Annotated in this window: 19 protein-coding genes; 3 read left to right on the top strand and 16 right to left on the bottom strand. The window is 46.1% G+C overall.

Going from position 1 to position 18,363, the window contains the following annotated elements; translation table 11 throughout:
- Nucleotides 1-244: 244 nt before the first annotated feature.
- The 3 genes from thiI to pomA all read right to left on the bottom strand — a co-directional run bounded on the left by thiI (nucleotide 245) and on the right by pomA (nucleotide 3,712).
- Nucleotides 245-1,693, bottom strand: a complete 1,449-nt coding sequence (thiI, locus tag DYB02_RS04660) for a tRNA uracil 4-sulfurtransferase ThiI (protein ID WP_017448801.1) — start codon at nucleotides 1,691-1,693, stop codon at nucleotides 245-247.
- Nucleotides 1,694-1,987: 294 nt separating this feature from the next.
- Nucleotides 1,988-2,935, bottom strand: coding sequence for a flagellar motor protein MotB (locus tag DYB02_RS04655; protein ID WP_005460634.1), 948 nt, complete (start codon nucleotides 2,933-2,935; stop codon nucleotides 1,988-1,990).
- Between the two features lie 15 nt (nucleotides 2,936-2,950).
- Complete coding sequence (gene pomA, locus DYB02_RS04650) at nucleotides 2,951-3,712, bottom strand: flagellar motor protein PomA (RefSeq protein WP_005482965.1); 762 nt, start codon at nucleotides 3,710-3,712, stop codon at nucleotides 2,951-2,953.
- 261 nt (nucleotides 3,713-3,973) lie between these two features.
- Between pomA and xseB the strand changes: the two genes are divergently transcribed.
- The 3 genes from xseB to dxs are packed head-to-tail and all read left to right on the top strand — an operon-like array spanning nucleotide 3,974 to nucleotide 7,008.
- Entirely contained in the window at nucleotides 3,974-4,216 is a 243-nt protein-coding gene (gene xseB, locus DYB02_RS04645) for an exodeoxyribonuclease VII small subunit (RefSeq protein WP_005381566.1), read from the top strand.
- 21 nt (nucleotides 4,217-4,237) lie between these two features.
- Nucleotides 4,238-5,122, top strand: coding sequence for a (2E,6E)-farnesyl diphosphate synthase (gene ispA, locus DYB02_RS04640; RefSeq protein ID WP_015296332.1), 885 nt, complete (start codon nucleotides 4,238-4,240; stop codon nucleotides 5,120-5,122).
- A 20-nt stretch (nucleotides 5,123-5,142) separates the two neighbouring features.
- Nucleotides 5,143-7,008, top strand: coding sequence for a 1-deoxy-D-xylulose-5-phosphate synthase (dxs, locus tag DYB02_RS04635; protein ID WP_015296331.1), 1,866 nt, complete (start codon nucleotides 5,143-5,145; stop codon nucleotides 7,006-7,008).
- 76 nt (nucleotides 7,009-7,084) lie between these two features.
- On the opposite strand, the gene pgpA is transcribed toward dxs, so the two are convergent.
- The 13 genes from pgpA to gpt form a co-directional block, all read right to left on the bottom strand.
- Nucleotides 7,085-7,591 (bottom strand): phosphatidylglycerophosphatase A, encoded by a 507-nt coding sequence (pgpA, locus tag DYB02_RS04630; protein WP_029845715.1) that lies wholly within the window; start codon nucleotides 7,589-7,591, stop codon nucleotides 7,085-7,087.
- Between the two features lie 37 nt (nucleotides 7,592-7,628).
- Nucleotides 7,629-8,594: a thiamine-phosphate kinase gene (gene thiL / locus DYB02_RS04625; RefSeq protein ID WP_005496252.1), complete on the bottom strand. Its 966-nt coding sequence runs from the start codon at nucleotides 8,592-8,594 to the stop codon at nucleotides 7,629-7,631.
- Nucleotides 8,595-8,677: 83 nt separating this feature from the next.
- The gene (gene nusB / locus DYB02_RS04620; protein ID WP_005456038.1) at nucleotides 8,678-9,145 is read right to left on the bottom strand and encodes a transcription antitermination factor NusB; all 468 of its coding nucleotides are present in this window, start codon (nucleotides 9,143-9,145) and stop codon (nucleotides 8,678-8,680) included.
- Nucleotides 9,145-9,615 (bottom strand): 6,7-dimethyl-8-ribityllumazine synthase, encoded by a 471-nt coding sequence (gene ribH, locus DYB02_RS04615; protein ID WP_005440184.1) that lies wholly within the window; start codon nucleotides 9,613-9,615, stop codon nucleotides 9,145-9,147. The genes nusB and ribH overlap by 1 nt, the downstream gene beginning before the upstream one ends.
- Nucleotides 9,616-9,784: 169 nt before the next feature.
- A complete protein-coding gene (ribBA, locus tag DYB02_RS04610; protein ID WP_020840184.1) occupies nucleotides 9,785-10,894 on the bottom strand; it encodes a bifunctional 3,4-dihydroxy-2-butanone-4-phosphate synthase/GTP cyclohydrolase II in 1,110 nt (369 codons plus the stop codon).
- Between the two features lie 169 nt (nucleotides 10,895-11,063).
- Nucleotides 11,064-11,717: a riboflavin synthase gene (locus DYB02_RS04605; protein WP_005483039.1), complete on the bottom strand. Its 654-nt coding sequence runs from the start codon at nucleotides 11,715-11,717 to the stop codon at nucleotides 11,064-11,066.
- 12 nt (nucleotides 11,718-11,729) lie between these two features.
- A complete protein-coding gene (ribD, locus tag DYB02_RS04600) occupies nucleotides 11,730-12,854 on the bottom strand; it encodes a bifunctional diaminohydroxyphosphoribosylaminopyrimidine deaminase/5-amino-6-(5-phosphoribosylamino)uracil reductase RibD (RefSeq protein WP_029805217.1) in 1,125 nt (374 codons plus the stop codon).
- 7 nt (nucleotides 12,855-12,861) lie between these two features.
- Nucleotides 12,862-13,311, bottom strand: a complete 450-nt coding sequence (gene nrdR, locus DYB02_RS04595; protein WP_005482986.1) for a transcriptional regulator NrdR — start codon at nucleotides 13,309-13,311, stop codon at nucleotides 12,862-12,864.
- A 127-nt stretch (nucleotides 13,312-13,438) separates the two neighbouring features.
- Nucleotides 13,439-14,689 (bottom strand): glutamate-5-semialdehyde dehydrogenase, encoded by a 1,251-nt coding sequence (locus DYB02_RS04590; RefSeq protein WP_005496257.1) that lies wholly within the window; start codon nucleotides 14,687-14,689, stop codon nucleotides 13,439-13,441.
- 17 nt (nucleotides 14,690-14,706) lie between these two features.
- Nucleotides 14,707-15,846, bottom strand: a complete 1,140-nt coding sequence (gene proB, locus DYB02_RS04585; RefSeq protein ID WP_005483011.1) for a glutamate 5-kinase — start codon at nucleotides 15,844-15,846, stop codon at nucleotides 14,707-14,709.
- Between the two features lie 121 nt (nucleotides 15,847-15,967).
- Entirely contained in the window at nucleotides 15,968-16,357 is a 390-nt protein-coding gene (crl, locus tag DYB02_RS04580) for a sigma factor-binding protein Crl (RefSeq protein ID WP_005455997.1), read from the bottom strand.
- 116 nt (nucleotides 16,358-16,473) lie between these two features.
- On the bottom strand, nucleotides 16,474-17,721 hold the full coding sequence (frsA, locus tag DYB02_RS04575) for an esterase FrsA (protein WP_005455935.1): 1,248 nt from the start codon (nucleotides 17,719-17,721) through the stop codon (nucleotides 16,474-16,476).
- A gap of 91 nt (nucleotides 17,722-17,812) precedes the next feature.
- Complete coding sequence (gene gpt, locus DYB02_RS04570) at nucleotides 17,813-18,277, bottom strand: xanthine phosphoribosyltransferase (RefSeq protein WP_005381590.1); 465 nt, start codon at nucleotides 18,275-18,277, stop codon at nucleotides 17,813-17,815.
- Between the last annotated feature and the right edge of the window lie 86 nt (nucleotides 18,278-18,363).

Genomic DNA, 18,363 nt, shown 5'->3' with positions numbered 1-18,363 from the left:
AAGAAAATCCCATCTTTCAAATCTGGAATCAACATCACTTTTTATCTGTATTTCGGATTAATTATCGTTATATCAACACAACCAATATAGCTTTGCGATAAGCCTCAACATTATGCCGAGTTACGCTTATTTATTGCGCGATCAAAAACAAAAAAGCGCAAATCACATCAGCAATTTGCGCTTTGGGTCTGCTTCAGATCACCGCCATTGGCGGACATCGAAAGAGTGTTTATTTACTGAGTGACTATGGACGGTAAACTTTCACGTTGTTAAAGCCTTGCTCTTGCAAGTAAAGCGCTTGCAGACGGCTCATTACGCCACGGTCACAGTACAGTAGGTAAGTTTTCGACTGGTCTAGGTCACCGAACTGCGTACCCAGCTTGTAGAACGGAATGTGTTTCACATCCACACCAGCGATTTCTAGTGGGTTATCGTCTTCCTCATCAGGGCTACGAATATCCAGTACCACTGCGTGTTCTTCTACCGCTTGTACTTGCTCGACTTCTGGTGCCGCTTGCTCAGATTCTTTTGCGATATCACGAATGTCCATTTGACGCGCTTCGTAAACCACTTTCTCTAGAATGCTGAAGTCAAACTTCGCTTCTTCTGCTTCTAGCTTCTCTTTCACCGCTTTTACTGTTGGCTTCTTAGAGATCACGCCACAGTACTCAGGCATGGTTTTCGCGAAGTCTTCTGTGCCGATTTCACGAGCTAAGTTGATGATGTCTTCTTTATCCCAGTTGATAAGAGGACGCAGAATCAGCGTATCCGTAACATTATCGATGTGACGAAGGTTCGTTAGCGTTTGGCTAGATACCTGGCCAAGAGCTTCACCCGTTACCAACGCTTCAATCTTAAACTTCTCAGCAATCATGCCAGCAGCGCGCATGAACATACGCTTCAAGATGACGCCCATTTGACCGTCATCTACTTTCTCAAGAATTTCAGCAACCACAGGTTCGAAATCAACAGAGATGAAACGCACTTTCGCTGATGAGCCGTATTTGTTCCATAGGTAGTGAGAAACCTGCTTAACGCCGATTTCATGAGCTGGGCCACCTAGGTTAAAGAAACAGTAGTGAACTTTAGAGCCACGTTTGATGTGTAGGTAGCTTGATACACCAGAGTCGAAACCACCTGAGATCAGGCTTAGTACGTCTTCTTGAGTACCTAGAGGGAAGCCACCTAGACCTTTGTAACGTGCCAACACTTGGTTAAGTTTGTCACCCGATACTTCAACTTTTACCGTCACATCAGGGTTGTGTAATTTAACGCGTGCGCTTTCTACTGCTTGGTTTAGACCACCACCAACGTAACGTTCAAGCTCGATAGACGTGAAGTCATGCTTACCACGGCGTTTTGCACGCACCACAAACGTTTTATTTTCAATAAGCGGACGGCTAAGTTCCAGCACCTGCTCGTAGATGTCGTGCAGGTCTTTAAACTCAGATTGCTTCACTTCTAGAACGTGATGAATGCCTGGCGTGTGAGTCAGGATTTCTAAAACTTCAGCGTGGTATTCGTTGCTCTCAGAGGTCACTTCAATGTGATCACGACGGTTAAATACTGCGACAGATTCCGTGCGGCTCTTGACGATATTACGAATGTTGCACTCTAAAATCTTTGTGAAGCGCTTACGCACAGATTCACTTTTTACAAAAATTTCTGGATGGGGCTTTACAATAAATTTCATAGTCTAATTCGCAGGTTAGTTTCGCAATCAACAATGAGTGAACTCTCATAACTATAGAATCAAATCGAAATCCGCGTGAAAGGCACGCCGTTTTCAACGATGTAATGAGCTCACTTTTAGGGCGCAAGATTATATACCCAAACAACCTTAAGATGCTAGGTGCAGCGAGAATGCCTTGGATTGCAGGCAAGGCTACGATTTTAAGAACAAGCGACTCTCGACTAAAAATCTTTAATAAAAAAGCGAGCACTCTGCTCGCTTTTTATCTTCTAAACTATTTATAGACGCGCTTTGTTATTGAATAACGGGCACTTCTTCACTGTATAAAGGTTCACCTTGCATGATACTGATTTCAACACGACGGTTAAGTGCGCGGTTTTCATCAGAATCATTCGGCACCAAAGGCTCGGTATCCGCCATACCTCGCACACGAAGACGCTGATGCGAGAAACCTCTGACCTTTTCCATCTCTTGAGCGACCGACACCGCACGCTGCGATGACAAGTCCCAATTCGAGCGATACAGCTCAGAATCCAAACGCTGATTGTCCGTGTGACCAGAGATTCGGACAATACCTGGCACATCTTTCACTAGCTCAGCAATCTGTCGCACTAATGGTCTGAACTTCGGTTGCAGGAATGCAGAACCTTCTGGGAATGCGCCTTTCTCTCGCATTCGTATAACGATTTGCTGACCGAGGTTCTCCACTTCAATCGCGCCTTGTTCGATTTCACGTTCGAGCGCCTTCTTGATGCTCTCCATCAAGGTTTCCATCTCTTGTGACATCTCTTCAGACTGCTGCTGTTGCATATCTGACTCTGCGGACTGATTGCTTTGTGTCGAAGTTTCCGGTGATTGACCGCCCGTCAGCTTGCCTTCATCACGCTTAGTACCACCAGCTCGGTCAGACTCACCTTCGTGGAATTCTAGCGTCTGCTGAGTGATGTCCATGGTTTGTTGCATGATGACATCAATCGGTGTCGGCTCAGGACGGCCTGGTCTAAATTCTTGTGCGATGATGCTGGTGCCTTTAGGAATGTCTTTCACTTCCAGTTGGTTTTGCACACCAAATGCAAACTTCATCGAACCAGCAATCTGTTTGAACTTCAAAACATCCATTTCAGAGAATGAAAGCAGCAGTACGAAGAAGCACATCAACAACGACATCAAGTCCGCGAATGTCCCCATCCACAACGGGAGACCGGGTGGCGGACAATCGCATTTGTTATCTTCATCATCCATCACAAATCTCCGCGATTACTCATCAATCTCAAGAGCACGTTTACCCTCGTTGAGGTAGTTCTTCAGGTAGCTGTCGATAACTCGTGGGTTTTGACCATCTTGAATGGCAAGTACGCCGTCCATGATCAAACGGCGGTTAAGCGTTTCTTGATCTCGGCGTAAAGAAAGCTTATCGGCAATTGGGAAGAACAGCATGTTTGACAACACCGCACCGTAAAGTGTGGTTAAAAGGGCTACCGCCATTGCAGGGCCGATCGCTTTTGGGTCATCCATGTTCGAAAGCATCGCAACCAGACCAACCAGCGTACCGATCATCCCCATCGCTGGAGCAACGTCACCAAACGCTCGGAAAACACCCGTGCCTTGCGTGTGTCGCTCATCCGTCAAGGCAATGTCTTTTTGCAACGCAGCGCGAACCACGTCCGCATCGTGACCATCCACCAAAAGGTCAATGCCTTTCTGCATAAAGCTGTTGTTGATTTCCATCTCTTCCAGAGCGAGGAAACCGCCTTTACGCGCTGCATCGGCCATTTCAACAATCTTTGCGATGAGGTCTTCTGGCTCATCGGCTTTAAACATGAATGCCTTGCCTGCAATTTTCGCCGCACCAAAGAACTGGCCGAGCGTGAACTTCATCAATACTACAAATGCAGAGCCACCTACTACGATAAGGATCGATGTAACGTCGACGAACATGCCGATACTGCCACCTAGCACCATTGCCATGATGACGAAGGCAAAACCACCGATCAAACCTATTAGGGTTGCTAAATCCACAAAGCACTCCTCACGCTATTTAAATACTGCCGTTAGGCGGATTATTACTTGTATCGACAACTAGAACAGATTTTTTAGAAAAATCTTAGCTAATAGATCACAAATTAACGCCAACAACCTTAACTAAAATATGGGGTTTGTCTAATCAGACCCGTTTAGAGCCAATTTTGTGACAATTATGTAAGGTTAAATTTGACCAAGTAACTAGGCTAAGGTAACTTTCGTGCATCCTATTCAAGGCTTGATTAAGGCAGAAAAAAGATGGCGGTCAAGAAACCAGAAAACATGACCTTCGAAGCAACCATTGAAGAGCTTGATAGCTTGGTTGATCAATTAGAAAACGGCGATCTTGCCCTAGATGATGCCTTACGTAAATTTGAACGAGGCATTGCCTTAGCTCGTGCTGGCCAAACCAAACTGAGCGACGCAGAACAGCGCGTAAGCATTCTTCTTAGCGAAGATGACGAAGCCCCTCTTAGCGATTTCAAACCAGATTCAGAATAACCATCAGTAGTGAGCAATGTGATGCAACAGACATTGACGTCTTTCCAAGAAAGAAACAATCAGCAATTGAATTTGTGGCTAGAACAGCTTCCATATCAAGAGCAGCCATTGATTCAAGCAATGAAATACGGCCTTTTGTTAGGCGGCAAACGCGTTCGCCCATTTCTTGTTTACATCACAGGTCAAATGCTCGGCTGTAAACCTGAAGATCTAGACACTCCAGCTTCAGCCATCGAGTGTATTCATGCCTACTCGCTCATCCATGACGATCTTCCTGCTATGGATGATGATGATCTGCGCCGAGGTCAGCCAACCTGCCATATCAAATTTGATGAAGCGACCGCCATTTTAACCGGTGATGCCCTACAAACTCTTGCTTTTACCATCATTGCTGACGGTCCGTTGAGCCCAAGCGCAGAAAGCCAACGTGTCAACATGATCAAAGCGTTAGCTCACTCCTCTGGTGCGAACGGCATGTGTGTCGGCCAAGCATTGGATTTGGGTGCGGAGAATCGCCAAGTTTCTCTTGCAGAAATGGAAGAGATACACCGTAAAAAAACCGGAGCTCTGATTGATTGTGCGGTAAAATTAGGTGCTCTGGCCGCTGGTGAAAAAGGTATCGAGGTTTTACCTCATTTAGAACGCTATTCAAAAGCAATTGGTTTGGCGTTTCAGGTTCAAGACGATATTCTTGATATCATTAGTGACACAGAAACATTGGGTAAACCTCAAGGTTCAGACCAAGAACTGAACAAAAGCACTTACCCATCCCTGCTGGGTTTAGAGGGAGCCATTGAGAAAGCTCACACTCTATTACAGGAAGCACTTCAAGCATTGGAAGCTATCCCATACAATACTCAGTTACTCGAAGAGTTCGCCCGATACGTCATCGAGCGCAAAAACTAACACTATAAGCGCGCATTTATATGACTCTTGATATTTCAAAGTACCCAACACTGGCGTTAGCAAATACACCGGAAGAATTGCGTCTTCTTCCAAAAGAAACATTACCAACTCTGTGTGATGAGCTGCGAACGTATCTGCTAAATTCAGTGAGCCAATCTAGCGGACACTTAGCGTCTGGCTTAGGCACCGTAGAGCTAACTGTGGCTCTGCATTATGTTTACAACACACCCGTAGATAAACTTATCTGGGATGTTGGTCATCAGGCTTACCCACATAAAATTTTGACGGGTCGTCGCGATCAAATGCCAACGATTCGTCAGAAAGACGGCTTACACCCTTTCCCTTGGCGCGAAGAGAGCGAGTACGACACGCTATCAGTTGGTCACTCTTCTACTTCCATCAGTGCAGGGCTTGGCCTAGCCATCAGCGCTCAAAAAGAAGGGAAAGGTCGTAAAGTCATCAGTGTGATTGGTGATGGTGCGATTACTGCAGGCATGGCATTCGAAGCCATGAACCACGCAGGCGATGTTCACCCTGACATGTTGGTGATTCTTAACGACAATGAAATGTCGATCTCAGAAAACGTTGGCGCTCTGAACAACCACCTAGCGAAAGTGCTTTCCGGTAGTCTTTACACCTCAATCCGTGAGGGTGGGAAAAAAGTGCTATCAGGTGTGCCACCAATCAAAGAACTGGTTCGTCGCACTGAAGAACATCTAAAAGGCATGGTTGTCCCTGGCACTCTGTTTGAAGAGTTTGGCTTTAACTACATTGGTCCAATTGATGGGCACGATGTGAATGAGCTCGTTAAAACACTGAAGAACATGCGTGAGCTTAAAGGCCCTCAGTTCCTGCACATCATGACCAAGAAAGGCAAAGGTTATGAGCCAGCAGAGAAAGATCCTATTGGCTACCACGGCGTCCCTAAGTTCGATCCAAGCCATAACTGCTTACCAAAAAGCAGTGGCGGCAAACCAACTTTCTCAAAGATTTTTGGTGACTTCTTATGTGACATGGCAGCGCAAGATCCTAAGCTAATGGCAATTACGCCAGCAATGCGTGAAGGTTCTGGCATGGTGCGTTTCTCGAAAGAGTACCCAGATCAATACTTTGATGTGGCAATTGCAGAGCAACACGCTGTGACACTTGCAACGGGTATGGCAATTGCTGGCGATCATCCGATCGTGGCTATTTACTCAACCTTCTTGCAACGTGGTTACGATCAACTTATCCATGACATCGCTATCATGGACTTACCAGTAATGTTCGCTATCGACCGCGCAGGTTTGGTCGGTGCAGATGGTCAAACACACCAAGGTGCATTTGATCTTAGCTTTATGCGCTGCATTCCTAACATGGTGATCATGGCTCCAAGCGACGAAAACGAATGTCGCCAAATGCTGTACACAGGTCATAAGCACACTGGACCAAGTGCCGTACGTTATCCTCGTGGTAGTGGTATGGGTACAGAGATCGAAAAAGAGTTTACCGCTCTTGAGATTGGTAAAGGTCGAGTGGTACGCAAAGGTGAAAAGGTGGCAATCCTGAGCTTCGGTACTTTCTTACCGAATGCACTAGAAGCAGCTGAAAACCTCAATGCAACGGTTGCTGATATGCGTTTCGTCAAACCTCTTGATGAAGCATTGATTCGCCAACTCGCTGATGAACATGACGTTCTTGTCACGCTAGAAGAGAACGCAATCGCAGGTGGTGCTGGTGCAGGTGTTATTGAATTTATGATGAAAGAGAAAATCATCAAACCAGTACTCAATCTTGGTTTACCTGATAAATTCATCCATCAAGGTACTCAAGAAGAGCTTCACGAAGAACTTGGTTTAGACGCAAAAGGGATTGAAAAATCCATTGCGGAATACCTTGCAAAGTAAGCAATTAAATAGCAAAAAGGGATGCCAATGGCATCCCTTTTTAATTCTTGTTGTTCTTCGAGTGATAGGTGATGTACTAACTCATCCAACCCGCATACTTTGCAACGAGAAACAAAGCAATACCTGCCATAATACCCGCAACAATATCATCGAGCATAATGCCAAGCCCGCCATGGATGCGTTTGTCTAACCAACCTATTGGCCACGGTTTGACCATATCGAAAAAGCGGAAAAGAATGAAACCCGTCAACAACCATTTCCATTCCGTGATAGGAATATTCAGGGCTGGTACAATACTCATGGTGATCCAAAAGCCCGCAAACTCATCCCAAACAATTGAACCGTGATCATGCACCTTCATATCATCTGACGTGACTTGACAGATTTTGATGCCAATCACGCACGAAAGTAATACCACAACGACATAAGCCGGAAATGGCAGCTGCGCCAACAACAGAAAAAACGGAACCGCAGCAAGCGTCCCCATTGTTCCAGGAGCTACTGGCGACAAACCACTGCCAAACCCCGTCGCCAACAAATGCCACGGGTTCTTTAATGAGATCAGAGAAAGAGGGTTGGTCATATCCTTAAACCTATACTGCTAGTTTAACTCGATGAGCTTATTTAAAGTGGTCGAAACCACTTAAATCCCAGTCGAGAGGTTGGTTGTTATCGTGAAGCTCAAACGTTCCATTTGGTCTAATTTGGCCAATGCACGTCACTTTGCACCCGCTATAAGACAAAGCACTCTGCAAAGAACCTCGATTTTGTTCTGATACAGTGAAACACAACTCGTATTCTTCACCGCTAGATAAAGCATACTGCTGTGCGCTGACCTTATCATCTAAAAATTGTACCAGCTCTGAAGAGATTGGTAATTGAGACACATCGATACTCACACCAACTTGTGAGCGTTTTAAAATATGTTTGATATCCGAAATCAGGCCGTCTGAAATATCAATCGCCGAAGATGCTAATCCTACCAAAGCTTGCCCCGCTAACACTCTCGGAGTACTTAGGTAGTGGGCTTTTTCTAGTTCATCAGCACCAATGCGACTGCGAAGTGTTTCATCTAAGATGACATCCAGCCCTGCTTTTGCGTCACCCAAATTCCCAGTGACATACACCCAGTCCCCGACTTTCGCGCCAGAGCGAGTCAGCGCTTTGCCCTCAGGCACAAAACCTTGCACTGTCAGTGTTAAGCTTAATGGGCCTTTCGTTGTATCACCGCCGATTAACTGAATACCAAAGTAATCCGCCAGTTCGAAAAACGCATCACAGAAGGGTGCGAGCCATTCTTCATCCGCTTCAGGCATGGTCAATGCAAAGCTTACCCAAGCAGGTGTTGCGCCCATGGCAGCTAAGTCGCTGATGTTGGATGCAAGCGCCTTGTGAGCAACCCAAGCAGGGTTCGCGTGAGGAAGGAAATGGGTTCCAGCAACCAAGGTATCGGTGCTGATAGCAATCTGTACATTTGCTGGCGCCTTAACGAGAGCGCAATCGTCCCCTGCGGCGAGGTGTACGTCTTTGCGCTGGTTTTGTCGGCCAACAAAATACTTATCAATCAGGTTAAATTCACCAGACATAATTCATTTATCTTTTCATGCCAATGGCATTGATATCATACAAAAAAGGTCAGCATGTGCTGACCTTTTTATTGAAGAAATCGTTATTTCTTACGTACGTGTGGTGCGGCTTTATCTAGCACACCGTTCACGAATTTGTGGCTGTCTTCTGCAGCGAATACTTTAGCAAGTTCAATCGCTTCGTTGATTACCACTTTGTAAGGAACATCTTCGCGACGAGTCATCTCGTACATAGCAAGGCGAAGAAGAGCAAGTTCCATCATATCTAGATCCTGCATAGGACGAGATACGTAAGGACGAATTTTGCTATCTAGCTCAGCGTGGCTAAGTACAACACCGCTTAATAGTTCACGGAAGTAAGCAACGTCTGTTTCTGGAGCAGCAAGTGCTGGCTCAGATGCACGAAGTTCTTCTTCATCGTATTTGTCGCCAGACAAAAACTGTTCTTCAATCGTGGCAACATTCTCTTTAGTAATTTGCCATGAGTAGATCGCCTGTAGAGCGAATTGACGTGCGTTACGACGTGCGGCTGGTTTCACACTGGCCCCCATTAGGAATCAATTTCAGATAGTACATTAATCATTTCAAGTGCGCTTAGTGCAGCCTCTGCACCTTTATTACCAGCCTTGGTTCCTGCGCGTTCAATCGCTTGATCGATAGTATCAACAGTCAGCACACCGAATGCGACTGGAAGACTGTATTCCAGAGACACTTGTGCTAGGCCCTTGTTACATTCACTACAAACATAATCAAAGTGTGGTGTACCGCCACGGATTACTGTACCTAGAGATACGATCGCATCGTATTTACCAGTTTTAGCAACACGTTGAGCTACTAGAGGTAGTTCTACGGCACCTGGACAACGTACAACAGTGATGTTGTCTTCGCTTACTTGTCCGTGACGCTTTAGTGTATCGATCGCACCAGAAAGTAAGCTTTCGTTAATAAAACTGTTGAAGCGAGAAATAACGATAGCAATTTTTGCATTTGGCGCTGGGAAGCCACCCTCGATCACTTTCATAAGCTTTCCTTTAACTCTATTTATAAGTGAAATTTGTTCATCAAGTGAGAATCGCCGGATTCTAGCACAAATTTGTGAGCAATATCTAATGGAAATTGGCCGCGTGTCACGAGTTCCTAGTCCACACCAAAATAGGTGTGCATGGGACTAGGAACTTATCGTTCATTTCTTATTCGCAAACGTATTCAACCACGTTCAGGCCGAAACCGCCCAATGCATGGTATTTTTTGTTGGTCGAAGACAGAAGACGCATATCGTGAACACCAAGGTCTGCAAGAATTTGCGACCCCACTCCCACGCGGCGAGAGGTGCCCTGCTTTTTCGCTAAAGTAGGTGCTTCGCCTTTATCTTGCGCTTCGAACATCTTCACGCGGTGGATGAGCAACTCGGTTGATTCTTCATTGCCAAGAACAACCAGAACACCACCTTCTTCACCGATACGCTTCATCGCTCTATCCAGTGTCCAGCTGCGCTCTGCATTGCGGTCACTGCGTAATACATCGGTGAATACGTCTTGTAGATGCACACGAACCAGCGGCGCTTCGCCGGCCAAATCACCTTTGCACATCGCGTAATGCACTTGATTATCGATGGTGTCTTTGTAAGTCACCAAAGTGAACTCACCGTGTTCAGTTGGCAGTTTGCATTCTGCTACACGCTCAATGGTCGTTTCTGTGTTGTTGCGGTATTCGATAAGGTCCGCAATAGTGCCTAACTTCAAGCCGTGTTTTTCAGCAAATATTTCAAGATCAGGGCGGCGAGCCATGGTGCCGTCGTCGTTTAGAATCTCAACAATCACAGAAGCAGGCTCAAGCCCCGCAAGGCGAGCTAAATCACAACCCGCTTCGGTGTGACCAGCGCGAGTCAATACACCACCATCTTGCGCAGCAAGAGGGAAAATATGACCCGGTTGAACCAAGTCCGCCGCTTTTGCGTTTGGCGCAACCGCAGCTTGAACGGTGCGTGCGCGGTCAGCCGCTGAAATACCCGTGGTGACGCCTTCAGCAGCTTCAATAGAAACGGTAAAGTTAGTGGTGTACTGCGCGTTGTTGTCTTGCACCATTGGCGGCAAGCCGAGATTTTCACAACGCGCTTTAGTCATGGTCAGACAGATCAAGCCACGACCGTAAGTCGCCATAAAGTTGATCGCTTCCGGCGTAATATGCTCGGCAGCCATGATCAAGTCACCTTCATTCTCACGGTCTTCATCATCCATTAGGATGACCATTTTGCCTGCACGAATATCATCAATAATTTCTTGTGGTGTACTGATTGGCATATTCTGTTTCCCGTTATTCTAAAATTTATTTTCCGACAGCAATGCGTGAAATCTTATTGCAATGGTAATGACATCAACAGTTTGAGCCTTGCACAATGCAAGTCAATTGCCCTAACGATGTTCTGTGAATCCGGTCTGTTATGGCAATTATCGCAACGTGGCTGAGCGCTTACGCAAAGCCATTTTGTTGTAAGAAATCCATGGTGATGCGAGATTCAGGCTGCTCTTCTTGCTGACCTTGCAGCAAGCGTTCCATGTAACGCGCCAACACATCCACTTCTAAATTCACTTTGCGGCCCACTTGGAACTGGTCAATGGTGGTTTCTTCACTGGTGTGAGGCACAATCGTCAGTTTGAATGCGTTTTTACGTAAATCATTCACCGTTAAGCTGATGCCATCAACGGTGATAGAGCCTTTTTCTGCCACGTACTTGCTGATCTCAGCAGGCATCGCGACCCAAAACTCTATCGCACGACCAACTTGATTGCGCTCCACAATTTCACCCACGCCGTCCACGTGTCCAGATACAATGTGTCCGCCAAAACGTGTCGTCGGCAGCATGGCTTTTTCTAAGTTAACCTTTTCTCCGACTTGGTAGTTTGCAAAACCGGTTTTTTTCAAGGTCTCGAGAGACAAATCCGCGCTGTAGTAATTGCTTCCAAAGTCAATCACCGTTAAGCACACACCGTTAGTTGCGATGCTGTCGCCTAACTTCACGTCAGACATGTCTAACTTACCTACTTCTACCGTAACGGTAATGTCTTCGCCTTTTGGCGTAATCGCAGTTAATTTACCAACTGCTTCTACAATTCCTGTAAACATAGTGCTTCTTTTCTAAATTTCTTTACGTACAACGGTGGCGGTAATACGGATATCTCTGCCCACCATTCGCACATCAGTAATATTTAAATCGATGACCTGCGCCATCTCCGTCAATCCCAGCGCGCCAATTAAACCACGTCCATCGCTTCCCATTAGTTTCGGAGCGAGATAGACAATCAACTCATCTACAAGGTTAGCTTTGATTAGAGAACTCGCGAGCGTCGCTCCAGCTTCCACCCATAAATGGTTGATATTATGCTGAGTCGCGACCGCTTTTAGGGTCGCAGCTAAATCAATTTTTCCGCTTTGGTCTAGTTGTGGGCAAACATCGCCTTCGCTGCTGACAATAATTCGCTCACCTTCGGTACTGAACAGTTTAAGGTCATCACTCAGTTTCTGTTGACGGTCGAGTATTACCCTTGCTGGTTGGCGAACTTCCGTCAGCTCATAGTGCGCTTGAACAGTCTGTGGCAAATCATCCCAACGAACGTTGAGAGAGGCGTTATCATCCATCACTGTTTTGCTTGTAGACAGAATGCCACCGCTTTGCGCTCGATAACACTGCACGTCTTGGCGAGCCTGTGGGGAGGTGATCCATTGGCTCTTGCCATTGCTTAGCGCACTCTGTCCATCCAAGCTTGCTGCCATTTTCAATTGGATAAATGGCATGCCTGTTTGCATGAATTTAATGAAGCTACGATTGAGCTCAATCGCATCGTTTTCTAACAATCCAACCTGAACCTCGACCCCGGCTTCACGTAGCATTTGGATGCCACGTCCAGCCACTTTTGGATTCGGATCTTCCATCGCACACACTACTCGCGCCACTTTGGCTTTTATCAACCCTTCAGCGCAAGGTGGCGTGCGTCCATAGTGGGAGCACGGTTCAAGGGTAACGTATGCCGTTGCACCTTCAGCTTTATCACCAGCCATACGCATCGCGTGCACTTCAGCATGCGGCTCTCCAGCGCGATGATGATAACCTTCACCAACGATCACGCCATCACGAACAATTACGCAACCGACGTTCGGGTTTGGAGCCGTCGTATAAATGCCGCGTCGAGCTAACTTGAGCGCACGCGACATCATTGAAAAATCTTGAGGAGAAAATGGAGATGCAGAAGTGTGTTGAGGCATGATTTAATCAGTCTTCAAGGCGGGCAATTTCTTCGCCGAATTCACGAATATCTTCAAAGCTACGATAAACCGATGCAAAACGGATGTAAGCCACTTTGTCGAGCTCTTTAAGCTGATCCATAACCAAGTTACCAATCATTTGGCTCGGTACTTCACGCTCACCAGTTGCGCGGAGTTGCGACTTAATCATACTGATTGCAAGCTCGATAGAGTCGGCACTTACCGGACGTTTCTCTAATGCGCGCTGAATACCACCGACCATTTTATCTTCATCGAATGGTTCGCGATTGCCATTCGACTTAATGACTTTAGGCATGACCAATTCTGCCGTTTCAAACGTAGTAAAACGTTCACTACAGGCTAAACACTGGCGGCGGCGACGGACTTGATGACCATCCGCAACCAATCGGGAATCAATTACTTTTGTATCGTTCTCTGAACAAAAAGGACAATGCATATCACCTCCAAATAACGTGCCTTTGGGGCCGTCCCAAAAGCCAGACTAGTGTAGCGGAATTGATATGTGAGAGAAAACAAAAAGGGGCACTAGTGCCCCTTTTTCAATCAATATCGAGTCGAATCTGTTAACTGCGTGCTAAGTAGTTCGCTTTGCCGACCCATTTGTAGCTTGTTAATTCTTCCAAACCCATCGGGCCACGTGCATGTAGCTTTTGAGTTGAGACGGCCACTTCAGCCCCCAAGCCAAACTGAGCACCGTCAGTAAAGCGCGTTGCCGCATTCACATAAACTGCAGCCGAGCCCACCGAATTGATGAACAACTCTGAGTTAATCAAGCTGTTGGTCATGATTGCATCTGAGTGACTCGCATTGTGAACTCGCATGTGTTCAATCGCATCTTTCACGTCAGCGACAACTTTTACACCTAACGTGTAGCTTAGCCATTCGGTATCAAAATCACCTTCTACGGCATCGCGAATTTGCGTAGCTTGAGCCATTAGCGCTTTCGCTTTTGGTTCTGCTACAAACGTCACTTTGTCACTCATTCGCTCGACAATCATTGGCAAGAATTTCGCCGCCACTTTCTCGTGAACAAGCAGTGTGTCTAGCGAGTTACATGCCGAAGGACGTTGAACTTTCGAGTTTTCAACCACGTTTAGCGATTTCTCTAGGTCCGCGGATTCATCAACAAAAATGTGACTGATACCAAAACCGCCGATGATCACTGGAATTGTGCTGTTCTCTTTACACATTTTGTGCAGACCAGCTCCACCACGTGGGATGATCATATCAACGTAGTCATCCAGTTTAAGCAGTTGAGAAACCAGCTCGCGATCTGGCTTTTCAATGTACTGTACTGAAGCGGCTGGCAAGTTTGCTTTTGCAAGGGCTGATTGGATAACTTTCACAAGTTCCATGTTAGAGAAAAACGTCTCTTTACCACCGCGTAGGATACTGGCGTTACCCGTTTTCAGGCACAGTGCGGCAATGTCGATGGTCACATTTGGACGCGCTTCATAAATCACACCCACAACACCAAGTGGTACACGGCGTCGAGAGAGAGACATGCCGTTTTCTAGCACTTTACTGTCGATTTCGCTGCCCACAGGATCGTTTAGGCTGATCACATTGCGAACATCATTTGCAATGCCCGTTAAGCGTTCTTCATTCAACAGTAGACGGTCTAGCAGCGCATCGGTCAGACCAGCTTCGCGACCAAGTTCGATGTCTTTTGCGTTTGCTGCCAAAATCGCAGCTGAGTTTGCTTCTAGCTCATCTGCGATGATCGCTAGAGCTTGGTTCTTTTGAGCAGTTGACGCCGTCGCCAATTCGAAAGCTGCATCTTTAGCAGCTTTACCCATATTCGTTAAATCCACGTTGCTTCCCTCAATTTCTATTCTTGAATGACGACAAGATCATCGCGATGAATCACTTCTGAGCCGTAGTCATGACCCAAAATAGAGATGATGTCTTTACTGTGTTTGCCAGTAATTTTTGCCAAGTCTTCACTTGAGTAGGCGCTAATACCACGCGCAACCAGTTTGCCATGAGAATTTGTTACGCGAGCAACTTCACCACGGGCAAAATCACCGCTCACCTTGATGACCCCTTTTGCTAGCAAGCTGCTGCCTTTACCAACAACCGCATTCACCGCACCATCATCGATGATAATGTCACCCGATGCTGCAGGACCTGCGAGGATCCAACGCTTACGGTTTTCCAATGCTTCTGAACAAGGTAGGAAACGCGTACCTTGAGGCTCCGTGCTCAACGAGTCAAAAATTACGTTTGGCGCGCTACCTGCTGCGATAATAACTTCAATACCCGCGCGACGTGCGATGTCGGCTGCTTGAAGTTTCGTCGCCATACCACCCGTACCGAGTGTTGTACCGCTGCCGCCAGCAATTTTACGCAACGTGTCATCAATGGTTTTAACTTCTTTGATCAGCTCTGCATTCGGATCTTTTCGTGGGTCAGCAGTAAACAGACCTTTTTGGTCTGTCAGTAGCAATAACTTATCTGCACCACACAAAATACCCACTAAAGCCGATAGGTTGTCATTGTCGCCGACTTTAATTTCACTGGTGGCTACTGCATCATTTTCGTTCACGATTGGAATAATATCGTTCGCCACAAGCGCATTGATGGTGTCACGCGCATTAAGAAAACGCTCACGATCATCCAAGTCAGCACGAGTCAGTAGCATTTGACCAATCTTGATACCGTAAATACCAAACAAAGACTCCCATGTTTGAATCAAACGACTCTGACCCACAGCAGCAAGCAACTGTTTGCTCGCCATCTCGTTGGGCAGTGCGGGGTATCCAAGATGCTCACGGCCTGCTGCAATTGCACCAGACGAAACCATTACCACTGAATGGCCTTGTTTCTTAAGCTCAGCACACTGACGCGCTAGCTCAACCATGTGAGCGCGATCTAGTGCCAATGTGCCGCCTGTCAGCACACTTGTACCCAGTTTCACAACGACGGTTTGTGGTTGCGAAACAACTGCGTTTTGTTGATTCGTTGTCATGATGTCTTCTGAAGTGAAAAACAAATAAAGAGAGGATGTTTTAACAATCAAATTGGGATTTAACAAGAGAAAAGGTGCGAAAACGCACCTTTTTGTTCAGTCGAAAAAGAAAACCGCCAAATCAGGCGAAATCAAATGACTCGGTATGATATTCCACTTCGAGTTTGAAGTGTTCAGCCAAGGTATCAATGAGCTTCTGATGAAAGGTACTTTGTGTAAAGTACACTTCCTCTACCACTTTTTGCGGCAGAGCTTCAGACACCCATTTCCCTTCTTTGTTGTATTTCCCAATATGGTACTTAGCGGTAAAGCCCCCTTCGATGGATTCTAAATCCATCCACCAGCCCCAGAACTCGCGTTTCTCAGGTGACTTTTTGTCATCTACACAAACAGATAGACAATCAAAATAGTAGCGCCCTTCTTGTGATTGCGGTTCACGCAGGTAAGGCCCAATGGCCTTCAGCTTTGACATCAAGCGAAAGTGTGTTGGACCCTGAGTCGTCTCTGACATATGAATCTCCGTTTCCATATAGTTAAAGTAAACACCCAATAATGATTATTATTTTTTATTATCATGAGCTTATTTTTTGCTCAGGTATATCACTCTTAACTAAATTAGGAGATTTGTCATCTTAATAATTCATCTTCCAACCACTTTATCGCCAAATCGAGGGATTGCTCATATCCTTTTGTAATTGTCTTGGAACTGATCTTCTTCGCCTGCCCATAGTGGCTAAATAGCGCGACTAACTGGTTGTCACTGTAAGGCGAAACGGGGTCACCTTCTAAGCTCAGCGCTAAAATTGGCACCTTAGTTTTACGACTGCTCAAGAAGCCTTGAACTTTCAATGACCAAGCCATCATCTGCCCAGCCATGCTGTTGATATCAACTGCGCTTTTACCCAAACGAGAAGCCAGCATATCCAGATACATCTTCGGCATTTTTTGCAGCTTTTTCGGCGAGGTAAACAGATCATGCACCGGTGCGCCTAGTGCCACACACGCTTTGATCTTTTCTTGCTCAAGAAAAGACAGACGAACCATGGCATTGCCACCAAAACGGAAACCGACCAAACCAACTTTGTGATGATCAACGTAAGGAATGGAATAAAGCTCATTCAACACGGCTTGATGAAGACAGCTTGAATCTTCCGTCAAAGGCCAATGAGAACTGTGTCCGACTGATGGCATATCGACGGTCAGCATTGCAATATCTTTAGGAGCAAAGTGATTGCGGAACAAACGCCACATGTCGGTTTGTAAACTGTCGAGTCCTGCACTCACCATCACAACTGGCAGCTGCTTATCGGTTCTTGGCAAATGCAAGTTAGCAATAATTTTGCGTTTTTGGTAAGGCACCTCAATTTGCTTGATGGTGTATTGAGTTTTCTCAGCCCCTTCAGAATAGGCTTTGTTTGCTAACACCTGAGCCTGAAGCGCCAAGTTGTCGTTTTTTAAATGAGGATAGCCCGCAATGCTGAAACACAACGATGCGGTAAACAGCTCGTCGGCAGCATCCTCACCTTTAAGATCATTGGCACGTCGTTGGTGTTCCATACCTAACTTGATCCACTCAAACGTCCAGTTACCACTGTGATACCCCATCACAGTATCTAACCAATCATCGTGAGTACGAGAATGCGTTGACGAAGCAATGCGCGACAACACGCCTTCCATTTCAATTGGAGATAAGCCTTGCCACGCCCACTGCAAGCGACGCAAATGACGATACCAAGCACGATCTTCTTGCTGTTCTCGATCATCAAGAATCTTTTTGCTGGTTGGCATGTATTGAGTGAGCGCGGAGGTTTCTTTCGCTTGCTTATGTTTTACGAACAAAGTCTCGGAAAGATTTTTACTGACGTCTTCAGACATAGGAAGAACCTTTGGCTATTAGCATTAGCTGTAATGATAATAAAAAAAATGCCCCTATAAAGGGGCATTTCTCAATATTCTTCGCTAGCGATTACTTTTGCTTGCGGTTTACTGGCTCTGCGTACTGGATAGACATATCCCAAGGTTGCTCGATCCAAGTGTCTTGCGCGATGTCTACTACGTAGTCATCTAACAATTCTTTACCCGACGGTTTTGCACATACTGCAATCATTTTTGCTTTCGGGTACATTTCACGCAGTTTGCGCGCTGTATCACCGCTATCTACTAGGTCTTCAACGATTAGGTAGCCTTCACCATCGCCTTCAGGTGCTTTAAGCACTGTCATATCACGTTGATGATCATGGTCGTAGCTTGAGATACAAATTGTATCAACGTAGCGAATACCCAGTTCACGAGCCAAGATAGCACCCGGTACTAGACCGCCACGGCTTACCGCCCAAATACCTTTCCATTGCTCAGCTGGCATCTGTTTCTCAGCCAGTTCACGGCAGTAAGTCTGCATCGCATCCCAAGTGATAATGAATTTTTTACTCATTGTAATAACCTAATAATTTGAAAATATGCATCCTCAAAATCTAGCGAAACGGCTTTAAAGCGGAATATTCACTATGCTCTCCAGAG

It is taken from the genome of Vibrio parahaemolyticus (genome assembly GCF_900460535.1).
Lineage (GTDB): Bacteria > Pseudomonadota > Gammaproteobacteria > Enterobacterales > Vibrionaceae > Vibrio > Vibrio parahaemolyticus.
Note: the sequence above shows the minus strand (reverse complement) of the source record. Positions and strands in the feature narration are given on the sequence as shown.

Excerpts from the sequence above, each read along its gene's own strand:
- thiI (WP_017448801.1), bottom strand. The coding sequence starts at position 1,693 with ATGAAATTTATTGTAAAGCCCCATCCAGAAATTTTTGTAAAAAGTGAA.
- DYB02_RS04655 (WP_005460634.1), bottom strand. The coding sequence starts at position 2,935 with ATGGATGATGAAGATAACAAATGCGATTGTCCGCCACCCGGTCTCCCG.
- xseB (WP_005381566.1), top strand. The coding sequence starts at position 3,974 with ATGGCGGTCAAGAAACCAGAAAACATGACCTTCGAAGCAACCATTGAA.
- ispA (WP_015296332.1), top strand. The coding sequence starts at position 4,238 with ATGCAACAGACATTGACGTCTTTCCAAGAAAGAAACAATCAGCAATTG.
- dxs (WP_015296331.1), top strand. The coding sequence starts at position 5,143 with ATGACTCTTGATATTTCAAAGTACCCAACACTGGCGTTAGCAAATACA.
- pgpA (WP_029845715.1), bottom strand. The coding sequence starts at position 7,591 with ATGACCAACCCTCTTTCTCTGATCTCATTAAAGAACCCGTGGCATTTG.
- thiL (WP_005496252.1), bottom strand. The coding sequence starts at position 8,594 with ATGTCTGGTGAATTTAACCTGATTGATAAGTATTTTGTTGGCCGACAA.
- nusB (WP_005456038.1), bottom strand. The coding sequence starts at position 9,145 with ATGGGGGCCAGTGTGAAACCAGCCGCACGTCGTAACGCACGTCAATTC.
- ribH (WP_005440184.1), bottom strand. The coding sequence starts at position 9,615 with ATGAAAGTGATCGAGGGTGGCTTCCCAGCGCCAAATGCAAAAATTGCT.
- ribBA (WP_020840184.1), bottom strand. The coding sequence starts at position 10,894 with ATGCCAATCAGTACACCACAAGAAATTATTGATGATATTCGTGCAGGC.
- DYB02_RS04605 (WP_005483039.1), bottom strand. The coding sequence starts at position 11,717 with ATGTTTACAGGAATTGTAGAAGCAGTTGGTAAATTAACTGCGATTACG.
- ribD (WP_029805217.1), bottom strand. The coding sequence starts at position 12,854 with ATGCCTCAACACACTTCTGCATCTCCATTTTCTCCTCAAGATTTTTCA.
- nrdR (WP_005482986.1), bottom strand. The coding sequence starts at position 13,311 with ATGCATTGTCCTTTTTGTTCAGAGAACGATACAAAAGTAATTGATTCC.
- proB (WP_005483011.1), bottom strand. The coding sequence starts at position 15,846 with ATGACAACGAATCAACAAAACGCAGTTGTTTCGCAACCACAAACCGTC.
- crl (WP_005455997.1), bottom strand. The coding sequence starts at position 16,357 with ATGTCAGAGACGACTCAGGGTCCAACACACTTTCGCTTGATGTCAAAG.
- frsA (WP_005455935.1), bottom strand. The coding sequence starts at position 17,721 with ATGTCTGAAGACGTCAGTAAAAATCTTTCCGAGACTTTGTTCGTAAAA.
- gpt (WP_005381590.1), bottom strand. The coding sequence starts at position 18,277 with ATGAGTAAAAAATTCATTATCACTTGGGATGCGATGCAGACTTACTGC.